Origin of the sequence: Bacillus sp. FJAT-45037, from assembly GCF_002797325.1 — a bacterium.
Taxonomy (GTDB): Bacteria; Bacillota; Bacilli; order Bacillales; family Bacillaceae_D; genus Alkalihalophilus.
This window is the reverse complement of record NZ_KZ454938.1, coordinates 2129809-2151351: the sequence shown is the minus strand read 5'-3', so window position 1 is coordinate 2151351 and position 21543 is coordinate 2129809. Positions and strand designations below refer to the sequence as shown.

Genomic DNA, 21543 nt, shown 5'->3' with positions numbered 1-21543 from the left:
GGTTATAAAGTTAGTCTAAAGAAATAGCACCATCGTCTTTGAACTTCTCATATGTGCTACGAACAACGTCGTAATCACTATCAGATGCTTCATCAATTCCAGTCCAGTTATAAACATCGTCCATGATTGTTAACATTTCTTCATCGTCATTGAATGAAAGGAATGCTTCACGAATCTGATCGACTAAAGAAGCTGGCATGTTAGTGTTAGCACTGATTGTGTCATTTGGAATATCAGCAGTGAAATCAAGTTGTACTAATTCTTCCATTGCTTCTGGGTAATCCGCTTCAATAGCAGTACGAGCATCTTCGAATGTTGTAGCAACATCTGCATCGCCTTCAAGAACGGTAATTAGAGCATTATCATGAGAACCAGCTTGAATCATGTCAGAGAAGAAATCTTCAACATTAGTCACGCCGTACTCATCCATAAGTTGTGCTGCTGGGAATAGGTATCCACTTGTTGAAACGTTGTCTGGGAAAGCCCAAACTTTGCCTTCAAGATCTTCGATAGACTCGATTCCTGAATCAGCTCTTACTGTGTACTGTGCACGGTACGTAGAAGAACCATGACGAACTGATTTTAAGATTGCTTCAACGTTATCATAACGCTCTGTAGCAAGTACGTAACCGAAAGCTGGGATGAAACCGATGTGAACTTGGTCATTTCCCATTGCTTCAACTAAAGCAGTGTAGTTAGTAAGAACGCGTCCTTCAACTTCAATTCCAAGCTCTTCAGAAAGACGATCCGCTAGTGGTGCAACAGTATCAGCGATTTTGTCTGAATCTTGAGATGGAACAAATCCCATAACAAGTTTATCTGGCATATCTTCAGATGCAGCATCTTCACTGTCTCCTGCTGCTTCGTCTGTTGTCTCGTCTGTTGTCTCTTCTGCTGGCTCTGAATCAGTTGCCGGAGCTTCTTCTTCACTTGAACCACATGCTGCTAACGCAATTGCTAGCATAAGCATAAGTAGTACCATAAGTAATTTCTTCATACTTCTTTTCCCCACCTTATGTTGTATGTTTTGCCTTACAAGAATTAAGTATACAGGACGATATTCTCCATATCTACATCATTCGAGACATATTTACATTATTTTTATAATTGCGAAATTAGTTTACAAACTTAACACCTGATTAACATTATTTAACGAAAGTATTGAAGACTACTCAGCAATAAATGATACTATTATTAGAGAGAGAAAATATAGAAACGATAAGGAGATTGGTATATGCTTGAACAGTATAAACTTGTGATATTTGATTTAGACGGTACTTTATATGAAGGAACCGATCATTTCGATTATTATGCAGAGCATCTAAAGCAAAAGGTAGAAGAAAGTCAACAAGAACTCTTTGATCAAGAATATAGTCAGATGAAAGCAGGGAAGCATCCTGTAAAAATCGGGAAAGCTTATGATGTAGCGCGTGATTTGATTTTAACGATAGACCCGATGACTCTTCTTGTCACAGAAGCATGCAAGTGGGACGGAGAAGTTCTCTCTAAAGAAGAAACAAACAATCTTTACAATGAAAGACTTTCGTTTGATTTTGAATCGATGATTGCAATCGGAGACGGATGGTGGTTACCGTTTGTTGCTGCGAAGCATTTTGGTGTGGAAGATTGCTATAGTAGCTACATCGCAACAAAAGAGTTTATGGTATCTAGTGATTTTCAATTAGATCCATTGCCGGGTTTAAAAGAAGCGTTGCAAGACCTGAAAACGAAAACGAAGATGGTTCTTGTCACAAATAGTGATGCTGATGATGTTGGGCGTCTTTTAAACGAATTGGAGTTAACTCAGTTATTTGAAGAGGTTGTGACATCGGCTAAAAAACCGACTCATACAACACGTATATTTAATGAATTGATCGAAAAATATCAGGTCAATGAAAAAGATGTGATCTCTATTGGTGATAACTTTATTAATGATGTTGCACCAGCTATTTTGCAAGGGATGCAAGGAGTTTACATTCATCCTAAGCGAGAAAAAATAACGAATAAGAGCGTACAAGTAGTTTCTACAGTTCTAGAGTGTTTCCCGAAAAGCTAACCATTTTTGGTTAGCTTTTTTCTTTCTTTCTCATGCTATAATGAAGAAAATAAAATTGGTAAACATTCCTAAGAAAAGAGAGCTGTTCGACCATGACGTTAAACAATGATAATCTCGATTTTTTGAGACTGGGGTATGAGTATCAAGATATTGTTAATCAGAGCCCTCATATGATGATTCGGCTAGACGAAGCTGGCTTGTGTAAATCGGTCAATCCCGCAGGAGAAGACGTTTTTGACTGCAAGAAAGAAATGTGGGCTGATCAACCAGTAACGACATGGATTTCAATTGACTTGAAGGAACTTTTTCAAAAAAGAGAAGAGAAGAAAACAGAGGCTTTTTTAGTTAGAGCATCTAACTTGTCAAATGGCTTTCCTGAAGGGGAACAGAGGGATTTCCTTTTTACCTGTATTCCGCACACACGAGCAGAGAAATGGGATGGGTTTACACTAATCGAAAAAGAACGACAAGGGATATCACTTACGTACGGTGAAGGGGAACGTTTGGCAGATGAAGATCCCTTAACACGGTTGCCTAATCGACGTTATTTCATGCGGAGATTAGAACATGAATTAAACAGTGCCGCGCATAAGGAAGAAAAGCTTGCGATTTTGTTTATTGATCTAGATCGCTTTAAATATGTAAACGATACGTTAGGTCATTGGTTTGGAGATCGTGTTTTAGTGAAGATGTCAGAGCGTTTATCAGAACACCTTCCTGCAAATTCAGTGATCGCTCGGATGGGAGGCGATGAGTTTATCGTTTTAATGCCTTCGGTTAACACAAAAGAAGCGCCCATTCATTTAACAGAACGCCTATTAATGGCGATTCGAAAGCCGATTGAAATGGATGGGTATGAATTTACTTTAACAGGGAGCATTGGAATAGCACTCTACCCAGAAAGTGGACGAGATGTGGAATCATTATTGACATCAGCTGACACGGCCATGTATAGAGCAAAGGCAAACGGAACTGACAGAGTAGAGATGTATGATTTAAATGTAAATCAAGAGTTTTACGAATATTTCCGTGTGGAGAATGACTTAAGAAAAGCTCTAGAACGTGATGAATTTGAATTGTACTTCCAGCCTCAGTTCAATGTACAGACAGGGGAGTTATGCGGGGAAGAAGTACTCGTTCGGTGGCAGCACCCTATTCATGGCACAGTTGGACCTGGGAAATTTATAACCATTGCCGAAGAAACCGGATTGATTGTACCAATTGGAGAGTGGGTACTACGAACAGCATGCATGCAAAAGAATAAAATGCTCCAAGATGGCTATCCTGAAGTGCCCATGTCCGTGAATTTATCGTTGAAGCAGTTTCTTCAAAAAAATATCGTACACACGATAGAGCAAATTTTAAAAGAGACTGAATTGCCTCCTAAGTTTTTAGATTTGGAAGTGACAGAAAGCGTCTCTGTCGACATTGATCGAACGTTGGATGTCTTAAATCGGCTTATTAAGCTAGGGGTGAGAATTAGCTTAGATGATTTTGGTACGGGCTACAGTTCGTTGCAATATGTTAGTCGACTCCCAGTACATGAACTGAAGATAGATCAATCATTTGTTCAAAGTATTGGTACTGATAAACGATGTGAGGCCATCATTTCTATGATCATTCATTTAGGACATTCTCTCGGTTTACAGGTCATCGCTGAAGGAGTAGAAACGGAGATGCAGCTTAAGTTCTTAAAAGAAGTTAATTGTGATTTTATTCAAGGATATTATTATTCCAAACCTTTAACGGCAAATCAATATAAAGACTTTTTGCGGGAGTAAAGTCCCGTACATCTTCTTTGATTGGTTTGCTTTATAAAGGTAATTACCCTTGAATACTCCTAGAAGGCAAGGGTTATATGAGGTAATGAGTAAGAAAGTAGCATCTGTGTAAATGGTACTAAAATTTTTAAAAATTTAGTATGAATAAATACTTATGTCCCATGAAAGTATGCTATGATGAAATAAATATTCCACCTATTCAACACATTAAATGTTATTTAGGAATTAAGAGAACATCGAGGTGAAAAAGATCTTGATTAATTCAGAGTACTTGGACGTGTTTCTAGATGAGAGTCAAGAGCACATACAATCGATCAATGACCACTTACTAAAATTAGAGCAGGCTCCAGATGATTTATCGATTGTTGGGGAGGTCTTTCGTTCCGCTCATACACTCAAAGGTATGGCAGCGACGATGGGGTTTGAGGATTTAGCTCACCTTACTCACAATATGGAAAATGTTTTAGACCTTATCCGCAACCAAAAGCTAGATGTGACATCAGAAGTGATGGATGTTGTGTTCGTCGCAGTTGATGATCTAGAAGCGATGGTTGAAGATATTGCTAGTGGTGGTGAAGGTAAAAGAGATGTTTCTGAAGTTGTGGCGAAACTTGAGAGAATTGAAAAGGGAGAAGCAGAACCTTCAAACGTTGCCGAAGAAGAAGTAGCAGCAACGATTGTATCAGATGCTTCATTGACCGAGCTTAAGGAACGCTATGATGAATTCGAACGAACCGTGCTTGAGCAATCATTCGAGCAAGGGTATTATGCATATCAAATTGAAGTGACCTTAGATGAACAGGCGATGCTTAAAGCTGCGCGTGTATTTATGGTGTTTGAGGTGCTTGAGCAAGTTGGAGAAGTCATTAAATCTACTCCGACAGCGGACCAGCTTGAGGAAGAAAAGTTTGACGAGACCTTCCTTGTTACGCTTGTTTCTAAAGTGGAGGCAGATGAGGTCAAGCAACGGATCTTAAAAATTTCTGAGATCAAGGATGTTGTTGTTCAACCGTTCAACAAATCAGATCTTGCTAGTGCTGATGAAGATACTGCTGTTGTAAAAGAACAATCTAAAGTAGAAGCACTAGCTCCGACTGTAGCAAAAAACGATGCCAAGCCGAAATCTGCACCAAAACAAACGCAACCACAAAAGAAAGCCGCAAATGATTCAAATAAGACGATCCGTGTCAATATTGAGCGTCTTGATGTATTAATGAATCTATTTGAAGAGCTTGTAATTGACCGTGGTCGCCTAGAACAGATTGCAAGCGAACTTCGAAACACCGAACTGAATGAAACGGTTGAGCGTATGTCACGTATTTCTGGTGATCTACAAGAGATCATTCTTAATATGCGAATGATGCCAGTTGAGCAAGTGTTTAATCGCTTCCCACGTATGGTAAGAAGTTTATCAAAAGATCTAAACAAGAAAGTAAACCTTGAAATCATTGGTGCCGATACAGAACTAGATAGAACGATCATTGATGAGATTGGCGACCCACTTGTTCACTTGATTCGTAACTCGATTGATCATGGGATCGAAACACCTGAACAGCGTCGTGAACAAGGAAAGAATGAAGAAGGTACGGTTGTGCTAAAGGCGTATCATAGCGGTAACAATGTCTTTATTGAAATTGAAGATGATGGAGCGGGAATTGATCGTCATAAAATTCTTCAAAAAGCTTTAGCAAACGGAGTTGTCACGGAAGAAGAAGCAGAGAAAATGACTGATCCACAAGTGTTTGGGTTGTTATTTGCTTCGGGTTTCAGTACAGCAGAAAAGATTACCGATGTATCAGGACGCGGCGTTGGATTAGATGTGGTTAGGAACACCTTTGAATCTTTAGGTGGAATTGTCACCGTCAACTCGACGCTTGGGAAAGGCTCAATTTTCTCCATTCAATTACCTCTGACACTTTCAATTATCGATGTCATGCTTGTTGAAGTGCGAGAAGAGAAGTATGCTATCCCACTTTCATCCATTGTGGAAACGGCGATTGTTAATAAGAACGATGTGTATAGTGCACATAATAAAAAGGTGATTGATTTCCGCGGGAAGGTTGTACCACTGGTCTTCTTGCAAGATATCTTTGATGTGCCAGGGGAGCAAGAAGAAGAAAACTTCTATTCTCTTGTAATCATTAACAAAGGTGATAAAGTGGCAGGACTAGTTGTAGATTCATTAATCGGACAACATGACATCGTCTTGAAGTCTCTCGGAAATTACTTAACAAATGTCTTTGCGATTTCTGGTGCTACGATTTTAGGTAACGGTCAAGTTGCTCTTATTGTTGATACAAATGCATTAATTAAGTAAGGAACGAGTGAGGAGGCTTAAGCGTTGTCAAGCGAAGCAGCTATTAAAACAGATATTAAAGTCATTGTATTTCAATTGAAAGATGAAGAGTATGCTATTGAGGTTGATTACATTCAATCGATCGAGCGCATGCAGCCAGTGACAAGGATTCCTCGGACATTCCCATTTGTAACAGGTGTTATGAACCTACGTGGTGTGATCACACCTATTATAAATTTAAGAAAAAGATTCGGGATTGAAGAGAAGGAATTTGATGAGGCAACTCGTATTCTTGTCATTTCAAAAGAAGATATTGAAATTGGATTTATCGTTGATGGGGCAAATGATGTCATTGATATTCCTGTTGGGAAAATTGAGCCAACACCTGAAGTAGTCGGCGGTGTTGAAGCTGAATACTTACGTGGAGTGGTCAAACTCAACAAGAGGTTATTTACTCTATTAAACTTAGAAAAAGTCATTCAAGAATCATAATAGATAAAGTAACGTAAAAGATATAAGAGGTGATTTGATGGCATCTGTATTAATAGTAGATGATGCAGCTTTTATGCGAATGATGATCAAGGACATTTTATCAAAAAATGGATTTGAAATTGTTGGGGAAGCAGCGAATGGACAAGAAGCTGTGAATCAGTATAAAGAATTAAAGCCTGATTTAGTGACAATGGATATTACAATGCCTGAAATGGATGGAATTCAAGCCCTTAAAGCGATTAAAGAACAAGATGCATCGGCAAAAGTAATTATGTGTTCTGCGATGGGACAGCAATCAATGGTTATTGATGCCATACAATCTGGAGCAAAAGATTTCATTGTAAAACCTTTTCAAGCCGATCGTGTGCTAGAATCGATCAACAAAGTATTAGGTTAAGATACATAAAAGCAATGACAGAATAATTGTCATTGCTTTTTCTTTTGGTTCAATGATTTCGTGTATAATAGATCGTTAGTTAGATGGTCATTTAGGGGGATAAAGTGGATGACAAAAAGATTGTTGCTTTTATTTATTCTTTGCGTGTCTCTTGTCGCTTGTGAGGCATCGGTAGGAACTCAACAGGCTAGTAAAGTCATGCAAAATGAAGACGAACTGATTGTATCATTTTTTAACGTAGGTCAAGGGGATGCGACGTTATTACAGACTAAGGACATTACTATCCTTATTGATGCAGGAAGGCATGATCGAGAGGATGTTGTTGAATTATTACACGGTGCTGGGGTCGAGGAGATTGATTTGTTTGTGGGGACACATCCGCATGCAGATCATATAGGTCAAGCCGATCGTGTGCTACAATCATTTCCTGTAGAGGAAGTATGGATGTCTGGGGATACGCATACAACTAGAACATTTGAACGAACGATTGCGGCGATAGCTTCTTCTGATGTGAATTACTATGAGCCTCGTGCAGGAGAGGTGTTTGACATTGGTTCATTGCGTATTGAGGTATTAAATCCTTCTGAACTAACAGGTGATTTTCATGAAGGAGCGATTGGACTTCGAGTGGATCATGGAGAAGTAGGTTGGCTATTTATGGCGGATATTGAAGTCGATGTTGAGTTAGATCTAGTAGATGCTGGCGTGAATTTGGAGGCTGATGTGATTCGGCTTGGTCATCATGGTTCATCGACTTCGAGTCATGAAGACTTCTTAGATCAAGTGAATGCGCGCTACGCTGTTTATTCAGCGGGTGTCGACAATGAATACGGGCACCCTCATCGAGAAGTAATTGAACGACTTAATCAACGTCCATTAGAGTGGTTTGGGACCGATCTTCATGGGAATATTTATATGAAGAGTGATGGTGAGAACATTGTTGTTGAGCTAGAAAAAGAACCTTCTGGCAAAACAGAAGCAACGAGTGAAGTGCCATGCATCGATGTGAACGTGGCGACGATTGAAGAGCTTAGTTATATTGTCCATATCGGTGAAGAACGAGCAGAAGAGCTTGTGACGTTGCGCCCAATCAAAGACTTAAAGCAGTTAACCGACATTCACGGGATCGGTCAAGGAAGACTAAGTGACATCCTTGATGAAGAAGTCGCCTGTTTATATGGGGGTGAATAATATTGAAAGCTGTGTTAGACAGAATTGTTGATCAAAATGTGGCTGTCTTACTAGTAGGACTAGAAGAAAAAGAGTACACGCTCCCTGTTCATCGCTTACCTAAATGTGCTGCATCTGGAGATATGTTTGTTGTTGAAGTAGAGGATGGCAAGATTATGACCATCAAACGTGACACACGAAAAAAAGAAGCTCTAAATAAAACGACACATGACACACTTAACAAGCTCAAATCTAACCAAAAAAGCAAGTTCAAACGCAAGCAATGAAGAAGTGGGTCACATTGGTGACTCACTTTATTGAGGTTGCTCGATATTAGGAGGGCTTGCGGAAAGTTGTAAAGCATGAGGTGACATAATCATGAACTTGGTTTTTTAAGTGGGCATTTAAAATATGAGTAACACCCTCGTATCCTCGGCAACGGTAATAGTATTCACTAAATAATCCATCATGTTTTTTCTTTTCAATGGTCATCTGATGGGAACGTAAGAAAGACTTTAGTGAAGAAATTTCACGACTCAAGTGGTCGAGTGTTAATTTTGTTAGCTCAAGGTAAGGATGGGCAAGCTTTAACTGAGATTGTTCTAGATACGCATAATCACGTTCAAGAACTTGCCTAGCTACAAGAAGTAAGATGTAATGATGAATTGCTTTTTGTTCATCACTTGTTAGGTTAGCCATCTGACTCACTCCTATACGAACTTATGTTCTTATTATATACATGCAAACAAGGAATTACAACTTGATATTTTTGGAAGTTAACATTCTGCCGATTGTTGTGTATGTACCATCAATTTATAAAACTGTTATGATGAATGCATGACTTTAATAAAACATTTGAAAGGGAGTGATGACTGATGGACCAAGTCATTAAAACAATTCTTAAAGACACATTTTTTGTCGTCATAGATGATCAACAAAAAGAAGATATAGCAATAAAAGAAGATGATTTAAAAAAAGAAGCGATCATGAAAGAGTTAATAATTGAAAGAACCTCTATATTAAAAGGTCGGGATGAACGGTTAGCTGGTGCGAATATGATGAAATGGGTCGCAAATTTATGCACAGCACACCAGTATACGATATCTCTCCATAATCAGTGGCTTGAGTACGAGGAATATGCATTCTATAGTGAAGGGAAAGAAGGTAACTTTACTTTAAAGAATGCAAAGTTAGTTCCTTTACCAGAAAAGAATAGAGAGGGGTATGTAATCAAACAATATCAACAGCTGTTTGAGCGTTTCCGTCCGATGATTGAAATGATCGCCTTGACATCTAACTTACCAGTGCAACAAGTATGGGGACTTCTTTGCAACCCGTTCTATAACCAACAAGAGGCATGGATGGCGACAAGTACGGATGATGAACGAGTACAAATTAATTCGGATCTGAAAACATTAAGAGAATTAGATAGCGCGACCTTTGGTTTGAAACGTAACCCGTACAAAGTATCTTTCCGTTATGTAGATAGCTGGTGGGAACCTGTTGAACCACTAAGAGTAAAGGCAGCTTGTTGCATGAGTTACGTTGGTCAAAGTGGGAAGAAATGCTTTCTATGCCCGAAGTTAACGAAAGATGAGCGCACGGTTCGTGGGCAAGAGATAAAAGAAGAGAAAGCAAAATAGAAAAGATTTTAAAGTCGTTTTCTTCTCATCTTCACAGAGGCAAGCACATCACTTGTCATTAAAGAGAAAAAAAGAATATTCCAATGTTTTGAAAGATTAGTTCTAGGGTATAGTAAAACAAAGAGAATGCTAGGAGGGATACGAAATGAATAATCCTTTTGCAATGGATCATAACGTGTATAGACAATTAGAAATAATAAAGTCATTACAAAAACGTACTGAATCAACTGTCCAATCTCTATATGCCCAAGCTGTTCTAGAATATTCTATCTATCATTTCCACAAGTCCGAATTACTTGAATTAATTGATCGATCATTAGTTGAACGCGACAGGGACGCTTTTGAACTATACTCTTTAGAGTTAAATCAACATATAAATCGCTATCAAGAGGGAAAAACAATCGTAGAAAACGGGTACGAATTGCACCTCACATTTGAATAGCAACATAAAAAAACATCGCCAATTGGCGATGTTTTTTATGTTGCTATTATAGTCGATAAGATTCGTTCAGCTCCACGTCTGGCTCCTGAGATGTTTCTAGCAACGGGCCCTAATGATAGCTCTGCTAATGCGCCCATCACAAAAAGTCCTTCATCCCACTCAAGTGTGTCATCTTCAACAATAGGATATCCACATGTGTGGCAACGCAAATGGTGTTCACGTATGGTTGGTTTTAGCCACTCTAAACCAGGGGGAGTAGCATGAAAGCCTGTTGCAAGTACAACTTTGTCCCCACTCCATGTCTGACCATTTTTCAAAGTAAGGTGAATACGTGCTCCATCAAAATCAGCAGAAGCCACGTCACTAATCACAGACTGAACATTACCAGCTGTTTCTGATCTTCGAAACGCAGCATGCAGTTCTCCGGGAAGTGAGCCGCGATGACGTGCAGAAGCAATCATGTCTCGTCTTTTTTGTGTTGATGTTTCTTGCATGAATAGGCGCATATACTTAGGACCGAGCCAACCCGGGTCAGAGTCGAATTGCTTCGTTCGGAATGGATGTCTTGACATAATATGAACAGGGTAGTTTGTTTGGCTACTTACTTTTAGAGCGGTTTGCACAGCACTGATGCCCCCACCTACAACGAAGACATTTGAATCTTTTTCTATTGTTAATGATTGTTTATGAAAAATATGGTTAATTGAAGCACCTTTATCTTTTAGTTTTTCAGCCCAGTTAGGCCAAATAGGGTGTTCGCTTAATCCGATGGCAACGACAACATGACGGCTAGATAGACAATCACCATTGCTCAACTTGACCTCCCAACCATCCGATCGTTTAGAAAGTTGAGAGACTTTACCTGTTACCCAACTCTCTAATAGAGATAAATCTTGCACTAATTCATCGCTATGCTTATTGAACAAAGCAAGTGTTGGGCGGTCATAAGGCGGAACAAAGGCGGTCGATTTTTTCCATGACTTTTTTTTCGCGAAGCGCTCTAGATTAAACGCATCGGGATGCAGGTGGTGAATGGAAGGTGAGCGCAAATATTCCATCCCTGTGTTATTCGTACAATGTTTCCACATCGCTAGTGGTTTTTCGTGTGGGTCGACAATAGCGATCGCCTCAGCCGGAAGCTGTTTTTTAATTCGTAGGTAACTAGCAAGGGTGACTCCTTGAATACCCCCACCAATAATAAGCCACTGTTTCATCATCGATTCCTCGCTTTAAAACGTAATAATTTCGATTTATTTCACTATGTTACAGAAAAGTGATTGCTTTAGCAAGAGGTTAATGATAAATTTAAATCGTAAGAATTACGAATTGGAGTGTTGAGCGTGTCAAATAAGAAAATACCAGTAACAGTGTTGAGTGGATATCTAGGTGCAGGAAAAACAACAATCTTAAATCATGTATTACATAATCGAGACGGACTCAAAGTGGCTGTGATTGTAAATGACTTAAGTGAAGTCAATATTGACTCTTCGATGATCAAGAATGGCGGAGGAATTTCGAGGGTTGATGAAAAACTCGTTGAAATGTCTAACGGCTGTATTTGCTGTACATTGAGAGAAGACTTGATGGAAGAAGTAAAAAGACTTTCGGAAGAAGGTAAGTATGACTACATTTTAATTGAATCCACGGGAATCGGTGAACCACTACCTGTTGCGCAAACATTCTCTTATGCTGACGAGGAAAGCGGCTTGGACTTAACCGATATTTGTGAATTAGATACAATGGTAACAGTTGTTGATGCATATCGTTTTTGGCATGACTTTGAGTCTGGGGAATCTCTTCTAGATCGTGGGCAAGCGGTAAATGAAGAAGATGAACGGGAAATTGTTGATCTATTAATTGACCAAATAGAGTTTTGTGATGTGCTACTCTTAAACAAATGCGATCTAGTGGCAGATGAGGATGTAGAAGAGATGGAAAAGATCCTTCGAAAACTCCAACCACAAGCTAAGTTCCTTCGCATTACAGAAGGAAAAGTCGATCCGAAAGAAATTTTAAACACGGGGTTATTTGATTTTGAACGGTCTAGTCAATCGGCAGGTTGGTTAAAAGAACTACACACAGAGCATGTTCCAGAAACAGAGGAGTATGGAATCTCAAGTTATGTGTACAGAAGTCGCAAACCATTTCATCCGGAGCGCTTAATGAATGCGATCCAAGAATGGCCAAGTAATGTCGTCCGTTCCAAAGGGGTCTGCTGGTTATCAACAAGAAATGATATTGCAGCCTTACTGAGTCAAGCGGGACCTTCTATGGTATTTGAACCTGCAGGATTGTGGGTAGATGCGATGTCTGATGAAGATAAGGCGATGATTTTTGAAGACGAACCTGAAATCAAAGAAAAGTGGGACCAAACATACGGAGATCGTATGACTGAGCTTGTTCTAATTGGAATTGAGCTAGAACCAAGAGAACTTGAGGCCTACTTTAATCATTGTGTACTAACAGACGAAGAGATGATACAAAATTGGTCATCCTTCCCTGATCCTATTCCAGCATGGCCAGAGCTGACGGAAGTATAAGAATAACAACTCTTTGAGTAAGAACAAGCTTTAATGAGATAAAGCTTGTTCTTTTTTATTTTTAAAGGAAAAAGGTTTTGGAATTGCTTAAGGGGGAATAGAATAGTAAGAAAATAACAAGTGAAAGGTGGAAAATAACATGTGGACTATATTAATTATTATTTTCATTTTATGGCTACTTGGATTTAGCTTCGAGATTGCTGGGAATCTAATTCACCTTCTTCTAGTCGTAGCATTAGTCGTATTCATCATTCGTATGCTAACAGGAAGAAGAGTATAGATAGTCTAAAAAAGGTTTAAAAAGTAGGCTGCCAGGTTCTCTGTGCAGCCTGCTTTTATGAATCAATTATTCGATTCATTCACCGGTTAAATGATTGTATGCATTTAGCAAGATTGGCTCAGACTGTACATATACTTCAAATAAGTAATAGAGAGCTGTATCTGCATCTTTAGTCTGCTGAACAACCTCTTTAAATGTCGCTGATAAGAATCTGTCATGTTCCATCAGCTTTCTCATTCGAGTTGCTTGAAAATGCATTGTCTTCTTAGCCTCCTTACATGGTCATTCTTTGATATCATATGAAAGAGAAGATGTTCTGTGCTCTAAACAAGATACAAAATCATAGCAAGATAGGAAAAGAGAAAGGTGAGAAGACAATGAAGACGAATGGCTGCCAAACAGAATACGGCTTATTACGTTCGGTTCTCTTATGTGAACCATTGTTTATGAAGATTGAAGAACCAATTAATGAGACGCAAGAGCATTATAAAGAAGAAAATATTGATGTAGAGGTGGCTAAAAGCCAACATAAAGATCTTGTGAAAGCCTTAAAACAGGAAGGAATTGATGTTCACTTGCTTCCTGCTAGAGAGGATCTACCTGAGCAAGTGTTCACAAGAGATATCGGTTTTACCATTGATGAGACGATCTACATCGGAGCATTGAAAAGAGAGATTCGTCAAGGAGAAGAGCAAATACTTAAAGAGTTTTTGACGGACAATACTTACAAGTTCCAGGAGATTAAGGAAGGTACGATTGAAGGCGGCGATGTTATGATCGATGAAAACATTGTCTATGTAGGAGATAGTAGTCGTACATCCCTTTCCTCTATTGATCAATTAAAGCTTGCTCACCCAAATCGCGAGCTAGAATTAATTAAGTTTGATGAGGCTTACTTGCATCTAGATTGCGTTTTTAACCCTCTTTCACCAGAAGTTGCGTTAATTTACCGAGATGCAATCGACCGAGAAGATGTACGACGATTAGAAAGTCGCTATCAGCTAATTGATGTATCTGAAGAAGAGCAATTCACATTAGCGACGAATGTGTTAAGTATTGGTAAAGGAAAAATTATTGCTTTACCGCAAAATAAGGAAACGAACGAAAAAATTGTTCAAGCTGGTTTTGAGATCATTGAGGTTGATCTATCGGAAATCATTAAATCAGGTGGGGCATTTAGATGTGTGACCATGCCAATTGAACGAAACTAAATTTATATTTTTTACCGCTATTTCCACGGAAATAGCGGTTTTTTGTAAGAAAAAGACGATTTTTAAGAAAGATAGCAGGAATTTTGCAACCGATTACAGAAACAATATTGACAATAGTCGGAACGTTTCGTACAATTTCTATAACAGACTGACTAGTCGGTCGAATAAGTAGAAGAGGTGAAGTGGACTAAATGAAGGTGAAACCGACAAAAGATCGGATTGTAGACGCTGCGTTATTGTTATTTGAGGAACAGGGGTATCATGCGGTGACTGTAGACAAAATCGTCAAGGAAAGCGGAACATCAAAAGGAGGATTTTACCATAATTTCCGCTCAAAAGATGAACTGCTCTACACCATTCATGATTCATTCATTACATATATCTTAACGAAAGCAGAGGATGCTTATCAGAAGTATGATACTCCTGCTGAGAGGCTTTATGAAACAGTCAAATCTTTCGTGATGATGTTTGATTTATATCGCCCTCACGTCACAGTGTTTTATCAAGAGTCCTTATATTTAAGTTCAGATTATTTTCAAACGATTAAAATTAAGCGTGATCGCTATAAAAAGATGATGTTTCGTGTCGTTGAAGAAGGCATTGAGCAAGGTGAGTTTAGGCAAGAAATTCCCGTTCCAATCACTTCGATGGCGATTTTTGGCATGACGAACTGGACGTACAAATGGTACAAAGACACAGGAAACTATTCGATCAATGAAATTGCAATGATTTATGCTGATCTTGTGATGCATTCAGTACTCACACAAGAGGCAAGAGGAAAACTTGAGTATCAACGATTTTTTTTGAAAAAAGATTCATTAAAAGGAGATGATCAATATGTATAAAGTGAGTGAGATCAAGGAATTAATTCGTGCGTTAGATCGTTCGAATCTATCTGAACTGACACTAAAGGGTGAAAACAAAGCGCTATTAACATTAAAAAAACAAGGGGATACTGAAGCTGAAGTAGCGACTCAAGTTATCCCACCTGTGCAACTAGAAAGTGAGAAAGCACCTGTTTCGATTAATGCAAGTGAGCCGAAAACAAAAGAGCCTACTACGAATGAAGACAAGACTGCAAAGACAAAGAAAACAGAAGATCAAGAGGGTGTAGAACATATTATTTCACCGATGGTTGGAACCTTCTATACGTCGTCATCTCCTGATTCAGAACCTTATGTTGCAGTAGGTGATGAGGTCAAAGAAGGGGAAGTTGTTTGTATTGTGGAAGCGATGAAACTAATGAATGAATTAGAAGCTGAACTAAATGGAAAAGTCGTTGAAATCTTCGTAGAAAACGGAGAGCTAGTTGAGTATGGACAGCCATTGTTTGCTTTGCAAGCTAGCAAGTGAGACTAAACTAAACGAAGAGTCAATACAGAGGGGGATGTCAGATGGATATGCTCGATCACATTAATGAGCTAGAAGAACGTCGTGAAAAAGTTAAGCTTGGGGGTGGCGAGGCAAGAATAGATGCCCAACATAATCGCGGAAAGATGACAGCGCGTGAGAGAATTGATCTACTTGTTGATGAGGGAACGTTTATAGAATTAAACCCTTTCATTGAACACCGAGGATTAGACTATGGTTCAGCGGAGGCTCCGGGTGAAGGTGTAGTAACGGGGTATGGCAAAGTAGACGGACGCCTTATTTTTATCTTTGCTCAAGATTTCACCGTATTCGGTGGCGCACTAGGTGAAATGCACGCTCAAAAGATTGCGAAGGTCATGGATTTAGCTGCTGAAAATGGTGCACCGATCATTGGATTAAATGATTCTGGTGGGGCTAGAATTCAAGAGGGTGTTCTTTCTCTTGATGGCTATGGACATATCTTTTATCGTAATGCGATTTATTCAGGTGTGGTTCCACAAATTTCTGTGATTATGGGACCTTGTGCAGGTGGAGCTGTTTATTCACCAGCTATTACAGATTTTGTGTTTATGGTGGAAAAAACGAGTCAAATGTTTATTACGGGGCCAAAAGTAATTGAAAGTGTGACGGGAGCAAAAATCAATAGTGAGGATCTCGGTGGTGCAAAGGTTCATTCAAGCATAAGTGGGAGTGCTCATTTTACAGCGCCATCAGAAGAGCAAGTGCTTAAAGACGTACGTCGCTTAATCACCTTCTTACCTCAAAATCATGAAGAGAAGACGCCTGTTAAGAAGCCATCAAATCCAAAGCCACTTGATGAGCGCATCGAAGAATTGATTGATATCGTTCCTGTAGATGGAACGAAAGTGTATGATGTTCGACATGTGATCCAGAAAATTGTTGATGAGGAAGACTTCTTAGAAGTACAACCTAAATTCGCTAAAAATATCGTCTGTGGATTTGCTCGTATTGAGGGAGAGTCGGTCGGAATTATCGCAAACAATCCGAAAATGATGGCAGGTGGACTTGATATTGATTCATCGGATAAGTGTTCAAGATTCATCCGTTTCTGTGACTGTTATAATATTCCTCTAATTACGTTTGAAGATGTGAGTGGTTTTATTCCAGGTGTGCAACAAGAGCATGGGGGAATCATTCGACATGGAGCGAAAATTTTATATGCGTATTCAGAAGCAACCGTACCAAAAATCACTGTGATTTTGAGAAAAGCATTTGGTGGCGCTTATGTCGCTTTAAATAGTAAAGCAATCGGAGCAGATGTTGTCTTTGCTTGGCCTAATGCAGAAATAGCTGTTATGGGTCCAGAGGGGGCAGCGAATATCATTTTCGCAAAAGAAATTAATGATAGTGATAACCCTGAAGCAACACGAGCAGCGAAAATTGCTGACTATCGTTCGCGTTTTGCAAACCCATATGTCGCAGCAGCAAACGGCATGGTTGATGACGTGATCGATCCAAGAGATACTCGGATGAGCCTTGCCAGTGCGCTCGCTATGCTTCGCAACAAGAAGAAACAGTTGCCGAAGAAAAAGCATGGAAATATTCCGCTTTAATGCGTGTAGAAGCAATAACCGCATCATAGTTTGAAGTGAAGGGAGTGAGTGGAGAGCCTAGTGATGGGTTCCCAAATGATATGAGCCATAAGGACCTTGAGAAATTTAGTGAGTTTCCAATACCAACGTATGATCAGTGGCGTGAAGTAGCCGAACGATCGATTAAAGGGGCTCCTTTTGATAAATTGCTACGAACGCAACTTTATGAAGGTATGATGACAGAGCCGATGTATCAGCTGAAAGATGTAGAGGATGTCTCGACATTATTAGAACAACCAGGGAAATTTCCGTTTTCAAGAGGAACATCGCATGAGCCTAAAAAGTGGGCGGTCAGTCAAGAGATGAGCGGTGAGTCTCCAAACCTTGCGAACAAACAGGCTCATCATGATTTAAAACGCGGGCAAGATGTTTTGCATTTTGTTCTTGATGGCAAAGCAAAAGGTTCGAATAAAGAAGAAGATGGAATTCCTGTTCGAACAATGAAAGATGTAGAGGTTCTTTTAGACGGAATGGATGTAGAAAGACATTCCTTCTACCTTTACACTGGAGCCTATATAACACCTGCATTATCAACGGTTCTTTCAACGTTAGAAGGAAAAGTCTTGCGTGGATTAATCGGCTCTGATCCACTTTTTGAGCTAGCGACACATGGTAAGCTTCCTACGACGTTGGTAAAAGCTTATGATGACCTTTCAGATGCAGCAAAGTGGGCAAAAGAGCATCAAGAGCACTTGCGTACAGTGCTTATACAGAGCTCGGTTTATCATAATGGTGGAGCTTCGGCGACAGTTGAGCTTGCTTGCGCTTTATCCACAGGAGTTGAGTATGTTGATGAAATGATGAAGAGAGGGTTAACGGCTGATGAGGCGGGACGTTCAATCATGTTCTCCTTTTCTATCGGAAACCAATCCTTCGTTGAAATCGCAAAAATTCGTAGTGCTAGACGACTATGGGCTGCTATTATGAGAGAATTTGGAGCGACAGATGAAGGAGCTAAGATGGTCATTCATGCGCGGACGTCCGCGTTTACGAAAGCCAGTTTGGATCCTTATGTTAATATGCTACGAGGCACAAGTGAAGCATTTAGTGCAGCTGTGGCAGGGGTCGATAGCATTCAAGTGAGTCCTTTTGATGAACCGATTCAACCGTCTACTCCCTTTTCAAGAAGAATTGCGAGAAATACATCGTTGATTTTATCTGAGGAAAGTCATCTAGCAGCGACAACCGATCCTGCTGGTGGTGCTTGGTATGTTGAGCATTTAACCGATGAACTTTCAAAAAAAGCATGGAGTGAATTCCAGCAAATCGAAGCATCTGGCAGTATGAGCGAAGCGTTAGATACAGGTCTTATTCAAGAATGGATCGATGCAACTTGGGAAGTTCGTCTTAAAGATGTGGAACAAAGAAAGCAAACAATTGTCGGCGTTAATCAATATGCCAACTTAAATGAACAGTTACTTCATGAAAACAAGCATATCGATCATAAGGTTAAAGTTTCTGACATGGAACAGACAAAAGAATTAGAGACGACACCAACATCTTTCGCTGAATGGATTCAAGCAGCAAAAGAAGGGGTTGATATTACTAATCTTTATCAAGCATTCCTCAAATCAAACGATGCGGAACCAATGGTTGAAGTTAAGAAGATTCCTACTCGCCGTTTGACCGAACGGTACGAGGCGTTACGAGAGATTGGAAAGAAATTTTCAGAGACTACTGGTCAACATGCAGAAGTGACGATTGTTGGGCTTGGCCCGTTAGCTAAACATAAGCCACGAGCTGATTTTGTAACAGGATACTTCAGAGCTGGCGGATTTGACGTATCGACGCCTGTTCAGGGGGAAGAATTAGAAGCGACTTCTCTTTCTGATGTTGTTGTCATTTGCGGAACAGATGAATCGATCAACGAGCAAGCGATGTCTATAATTGAGCGAATTAAAAAGCTGAGTGATCATAGTCAAGGCCGTATCTACGTAGCGGGAAAACAAAGTGAGGACGTACGTGCAATGTTAGATGAAGCTGGAGTGCATGACTATATTCATGTGAAATCCAATCATTTTGAACAACTAACAGAGTTGTGGGAATGGAAAGGGGGACTTGAAGATGTCGAAGCCATCCTTTAATCAACTATCCTTCCCATCGTTTGATCAATCACCGACCAAGCAAGACCGCAAGCAAACGATGGAGACGATGGAAAAAATAGATCTTTATTCGAGTTACTCACAAGAAGACACAGAAGGTATGAAGCATTTAGATTATGTTGCTGGAATCGCTCCATTTTTCCGAGGTCCTTACCCGGCAATGTATAAAACAAGACCTTGGACGGTTCGTCAGTATGCTGGATTTTCAACAGCAGAGGAAAGTAATGCGTTTTATCGTCGGAACTTAGCAGCAGGGCAGAAGGGTCTTTCAATCGCCTTTGACTTAGCTACGCATCGTGGCTATGATTCAGATCATGAGCGAGTCGTAGGGGATGTCGGTAAGGCTGGGGTTGCGGTGGATTCAATCTTAGATATGAAAGTTCTTTTTGATGGGATCCCACTAGATGAGATGTCCGTTTCGATGACGATGAATGGCGCGGTTCTACCGATTCTAGCTTTCTATATTGTCGCAGCAGAAGAGCAGGGTGTAAAACCTGAACAGCTTACAGGAACGATCCAAAATGATATTTTAAAAGAATATATGGTACGTAACACATATATCTATCCGCCAGAGCCTTCAATGAAGGTGATTGCCGACATATTTGAGTATACTTCCAACCATATGCCAAAATTTAATAGTATTAGTATCTCGGGGTATCATATGCAAGAAGCAGGGGCAACGGCAGATATTGAACTTGCGTATACTCTTGCGGATGGTTTGGAGTACGTGCGCACAGGAATGAAAGCAGGTCTTGATATTGACGCATTTGCTCCGCGTTTATCTTTCTTCTGGGCGATTGGAATGAATTATTATATGGAAGTGGCAAAAATGCGCGCAGCTCGTCTAATGTGGGCGAAGCTTATTAAGCCATTTGAACCGAAAAATGAAAAATCGCTAGCCTTACGGACCCATTCGCAAACTTCAGGCTGGAGCTTGACCGAGCAAGATCCGTATAACAATGTCATTCGTACATGCGTAGAAGCGATGGCGGCATCGATGGGTCATACGCAATCTTTGCATACGAATGCGTTAGATGAAGCGATTGCTCTCCCTACTGATTTTTCTGCACGAATTGCGAGAAACACTCAACTTTATTTACAAGATGAGACGGGTCTGACAAATGTTCTTGATCCGTGGGGTGGTTCGTATTATGTCGAAACCCTCACAGCTGAGTTAATGCGTAAGGCATGGGCTCATATTGAAGAAATTGAAGAGCTTGGTGGAATGGCAAAAGCAATTGAAACAGGGCTTCCGAAAATGAGGATCGAAGAAGCTGCTGCAAGAAGACAGGCTCAGATTGATTCGAAGAAAGAGAAAATTATTGGTGTGAATACGTATCGTTTAGAAGAAGAAGACCCACTTGATATTTTGAACATTGATAATACCGCAGTACGCGAATCTCAGATTAGACGTCTAGAAAAACTACGATCAGAACGTGATGAAGCGAGAGTGAAAGACTCACTAGCGGCGATTACAGAAGCGGCAGAAACAGGAAAAGGAAATCTACTTGAGCTAGCCGTACAAGCAGCGCGTGATCGAGCTACACTAGGTGAAATTTCAGATGCATATGAGAAAGTAGTTGGAAGACATGTTGCTGTAATTAGGTCGATTAGTGGCGTATACCGATCTGAGTTTGGAGAGAATGAAGAGATGGAACAAGTACGAAAATTGACTGAAACATTTGCAAAAGAAGAGGGACGTAGACCAAGAATTATGGTTGCAAAAATGGGGCAAGATGGCCATGATCGTGGAGCCAAAGTCATTTCAACCGCTTTTGCTGATATGGGCTTTGACGTTGACATCGGTCCGCTATTCCAAACACCAGCGGAAGCGGCACTGCAAGCTGTTGAAAACGATGTGCATGTAATTGGGATGAGCTCACTTGCTGCAGGACATCGAACGTTATTACCTCAAGTGGTTGAGGAACTAAAAAAACATGGCCGTGAAGACATTATCGTGATCATTGGTGGCGTCATCCCAGCTCAGGATTATCAATTCTTAAAGGAGAACGGGGCAACGGCTATTTTTGGTCCTGGAACAGTTATACCGGTTGCAGCAGTGCAGATATTAGAAGAATTAAATGAGAGACTAGGATTAGGAGAAGAAGAGGTGGAGTAACCCTTCTTCTTTTCTTCCTTTTTTGAGAGT

Annotated in this window: 21 protein-coding genes; 17 read left to right on the top strand and 4 right to left on the bottom strand. The window is 40.0% G+C overall.

Features of this window, described 5'->3' with window-relative positions; translation table 11 throughout:
- Positions 1-10: 10 nt before the first annotated feature.
- Positions 11-997: a phosphate/phosphite/phosphonate ABC transporter substrate-binding protein gene (locus CDZ88_RS11050; RefSeq protein WP_100373593.1), complete on the bottom strand. Its 987-nt coding sequence runs from the start codon at positions 995-997 to the stop codon at positions 11-13.
- Positions 998-1234: 237 nt separating this feature from the next.
- Between CDZ88_RS11050 and CDZ88_RS11045 the strand changes: the two genes are divergently transcribed.
- From CDZ88_RS11045 to CDZ88_RS11015, 7 genes are all read left to right on the top strand, one after another.
- Complete coding sequence (locus tag CDZ88_RS11045) at positions 1235-2056, top strand: HAD family hydrolase (RefSeq protein WP_100373592.1); 822 nt, start codon at positions 1235-1237, stop codon at positions 2054-2056.
- A gap of 92 nt (positions 2057-2148) precedes the next feature.
- Positions 2149-3837 carry a sensor domain-containing protein gene (locus CDZ88_RS11040; RefSeq protein WP_100373591.1) on the top strand — a complete coding sequence of 563 codons (1689 nt, stop codon included), beginning with the start codon at positions 2149-2151 and terminating at the stop codon, positions 3835-3837.
- Between the two features lie 253 nt (positions 3838-4090).
- Positions 4091-6154: a chemotaxis protein CheA gene (locus tag CDZ88_RS11035; protein ID WP_100374673.1), complete on the top strand. Its 2064-nt coding sequence runs from the start codon at positions 4091-4093 to the stop codon at positions 6152-6154.
- Between the two features lie 24 nt (positions 6155-6178).
- Positions 6179-6625: a chemotaxis protein CheW gene (locus tag CDZ88_RS11030; protein WP_100373590.1), complete on the top strand. Its 447-nt coding sequence runs from the start codon at positions 6179-6181 to the stop codon at positions 6623-6625.
- Between the two features lie 37 nt (positions 6626-6662).
- Complete coding sequence (locus CDZ88_RS11025; protein ID WP_100373589.1) at positions 6663-7022, top strand: response regulator; 360 nt, start codon at positions 6663-6665, stop codon at positions 7020-7022.
- Between the two features lie 108 nt (positions 7023-7130).
- On the top strand, positions 7131-8213 hold the full coding sequence (locus CDZ88_RS11020) for an MBL fold metallo-hydrolase (protein WP_100373588.1): 1083 nt from the start codon (positions 7131-7133) through the stop codon (positions 8211-8213).
- 11 nt (positions 8214-8224) lie between these two features.
- Positions 8225-8479 carry a DUF3006 family protein gene (locus CDZ88_RS11015; protein WP_232718738.1) on the top strand — a complete coding sequence of 85 codons (255 nt, stop codon included), beginning with the start codon at positions 8225-8227 and terminating at the stop codon, positions 8477-8479.
- Positions 8480-8525: 46 nt separating this feature from the next.
- On the opposite strand, the gene CDZ88_RS11010 is transcribed toward CDZ88_RS11015, so the two are convergent.
- Positions 8526-8891 carry a YhjD family protein gene (locus tag CDZ88_RS11010; RefSeq protein ID WP_100373586.1) on the bottom strand — a complete coding sequence of 122 codons (366 nt, stop codon included), beginning with the start codon at positions 8889-8891 and terminating at the stop codon, positions 8526-8528.
- Positions 8892-9067: 176 nt separating this feature from the next.
- Here CDZ88_RS11010 and CDZ88_RS11005 point away from each other — a divergent pair, with 176 nt between their 5' ends.
- Positions 9068-9835 (top strand): hypothetical protein, encoded by a 768-nt coding sequence (locus CDZ88_RS11005; protein ID WP_100373585.1) that lies wholly within the window; start codon positions 9068-9070, stop codon positions 9833-9835.
- Positions 9836-9980: 145 nt separating this feature from the next.
- Positions 9981-10277, top strand: a complete 297-nt coding sequence (locus tag CDZ88_RS11000; RefSeq protein WP_100373584.1) for an IDEAL domain-containing protein — start codon at positions 9981-9983, stop codon at positions 10275-10277.
- 35 nt (positions 10278-10312) lie between these two features.
- Here the strand turns inward: CDZ88_RS11000 and CDZ88_RS10995 are convergent, their stop codons facing one another.
- Entirely contained in the window at positions 10313-11494 is a 1182-nt protein-coding gene (locus CDZ88_RS10995; RefSeq protein WP_100373583.1) for an FAD/NAD(P)-binding protein, read from the bottom strand.
- Between the two features lie 123 nt (positions 11495-11617).
- Here CDZ88_RS10995 and CDZ88_RS10990 point away from each other — a divergent pair, with 123 nt between their 5' ends.
- Both CDZ88_RS10990 and CDZ88_RS17460 read left to right on the top strand, forming a co-directional pair.
- Complete coding sequence (locus CDZ88_RS10990; RefSeq protein ID WP_100373582.1) at positions 11618-12817, top strand: GTP-binding protein; 1200 nt, start codon at positions 11618-11620, stop codon at positions 12815-12817.
- 139 nt (positions 12818-12956) lie between these two features.
- Positions 12957-13097, top strand: a complete 141-nt coding sequence (locus CDZ88_RS17460) for a lmo0937 family membrane protein (protein ID WP_157796542.1) — start codon at positions 12957-12959, stop codon at positions 13095-13097.
- A 75-nt stretch (positions 13098-13172) separates the two neighbouring features.
- Here the strand turns inward: CDZ88_RS17460 and CDZ88_RS10985 are convergent, their stop codons facing one another.
- Positions 13173-13355, bottom strand: coding sequence for a hypothetical protein (locus tag CDZ88_RS10985; protein WP_100373581.1), 183 nt, complete (start codon positions 13353-13355; stop codon positions 13173-13175).
- Positions 13356-13474: 119 nt separating this feature from the next.
- Between CDZ88_RS10985 and CDZ88_RS10980 the strand changes: the two genes are divergently transcribed.
- The 6 genes from CDZ88_RS10980 (at position 13475) to scpA (ending at position 21513) form a co-directional block, all read left to right on the top strand.
- A complete protein-coding gene (locus tag CDZ88_RS10980) occupies positions 13475-14308 on the top strand; it encodes a dimethylarginine dimethylaminohydrolase family protein (RefSeq protein WP_100373580.1) in 834 nt (277 codons plus the stop codon).
- Positions 14309-14499: 191 nt separating this feature from the next.
- Positions 14500-15153, top strand: coding sequence for a TetR/AcrR family transcriptional regulator (locus tag CDZ88_RS10975; RefSeq protein WP_100373579.1), 654 nt, complete (start codon positions 14500-14502; stop codon positions 15151-15153).
- A complete protein-coding gene (gene accB / locus CDZ88_RS10970) occupies positions 15146-15661 on the top strand; it encodes an acetyl-CoA carboxylase biotin carboxyl carrier protein (RefSeq protein WP_100373578.1) in 516 nt (171 codons plus the stop codon). Before CDZ88_RS10975 ends, accB begins: the two co-directional genes overlap by 8 nt.
- Positions 15662-15702: 41 nt before the next feature.
- Positions 15703-17253: an acyl-CoA carboxylase subunit beta gene (locus CDZ88_RS10965; protein WP_100373577.1), complete on the top strand. Its 1551-nt coding sequence runs from the start codon at positions 15703-15705 to the stop codon at positions 17251-17253.
- An 80-nt stretch (positions 17254-17333) separates the two neighbouring features.
- Positions 17334-19376, top strand: coding sequence for a methylmalonyl-CoA mutase family protein (locus tag CDZ88_RS10960; protein WP_157796541.1), 2043 nt, complete (start codon positions 17334-17336; stop codon positions 19374-19376).
- A complete protein-coding gene (scpA, locus tag CDZ88_RS10955) occupies positions 19357-21513 on the top strand; it encodes a methylmalonyl-CoA mutase (RefSeq protein WP_100373575.1) in 2157 nt (718 codons plus the stop codon). Before CDZ88_RS10960 ends, scpA begins: the two co-directional genes overlap by 20 nt.
- The last annotated feature ends 30 nt before the right edge of the window (positions 21514-21543 follow it).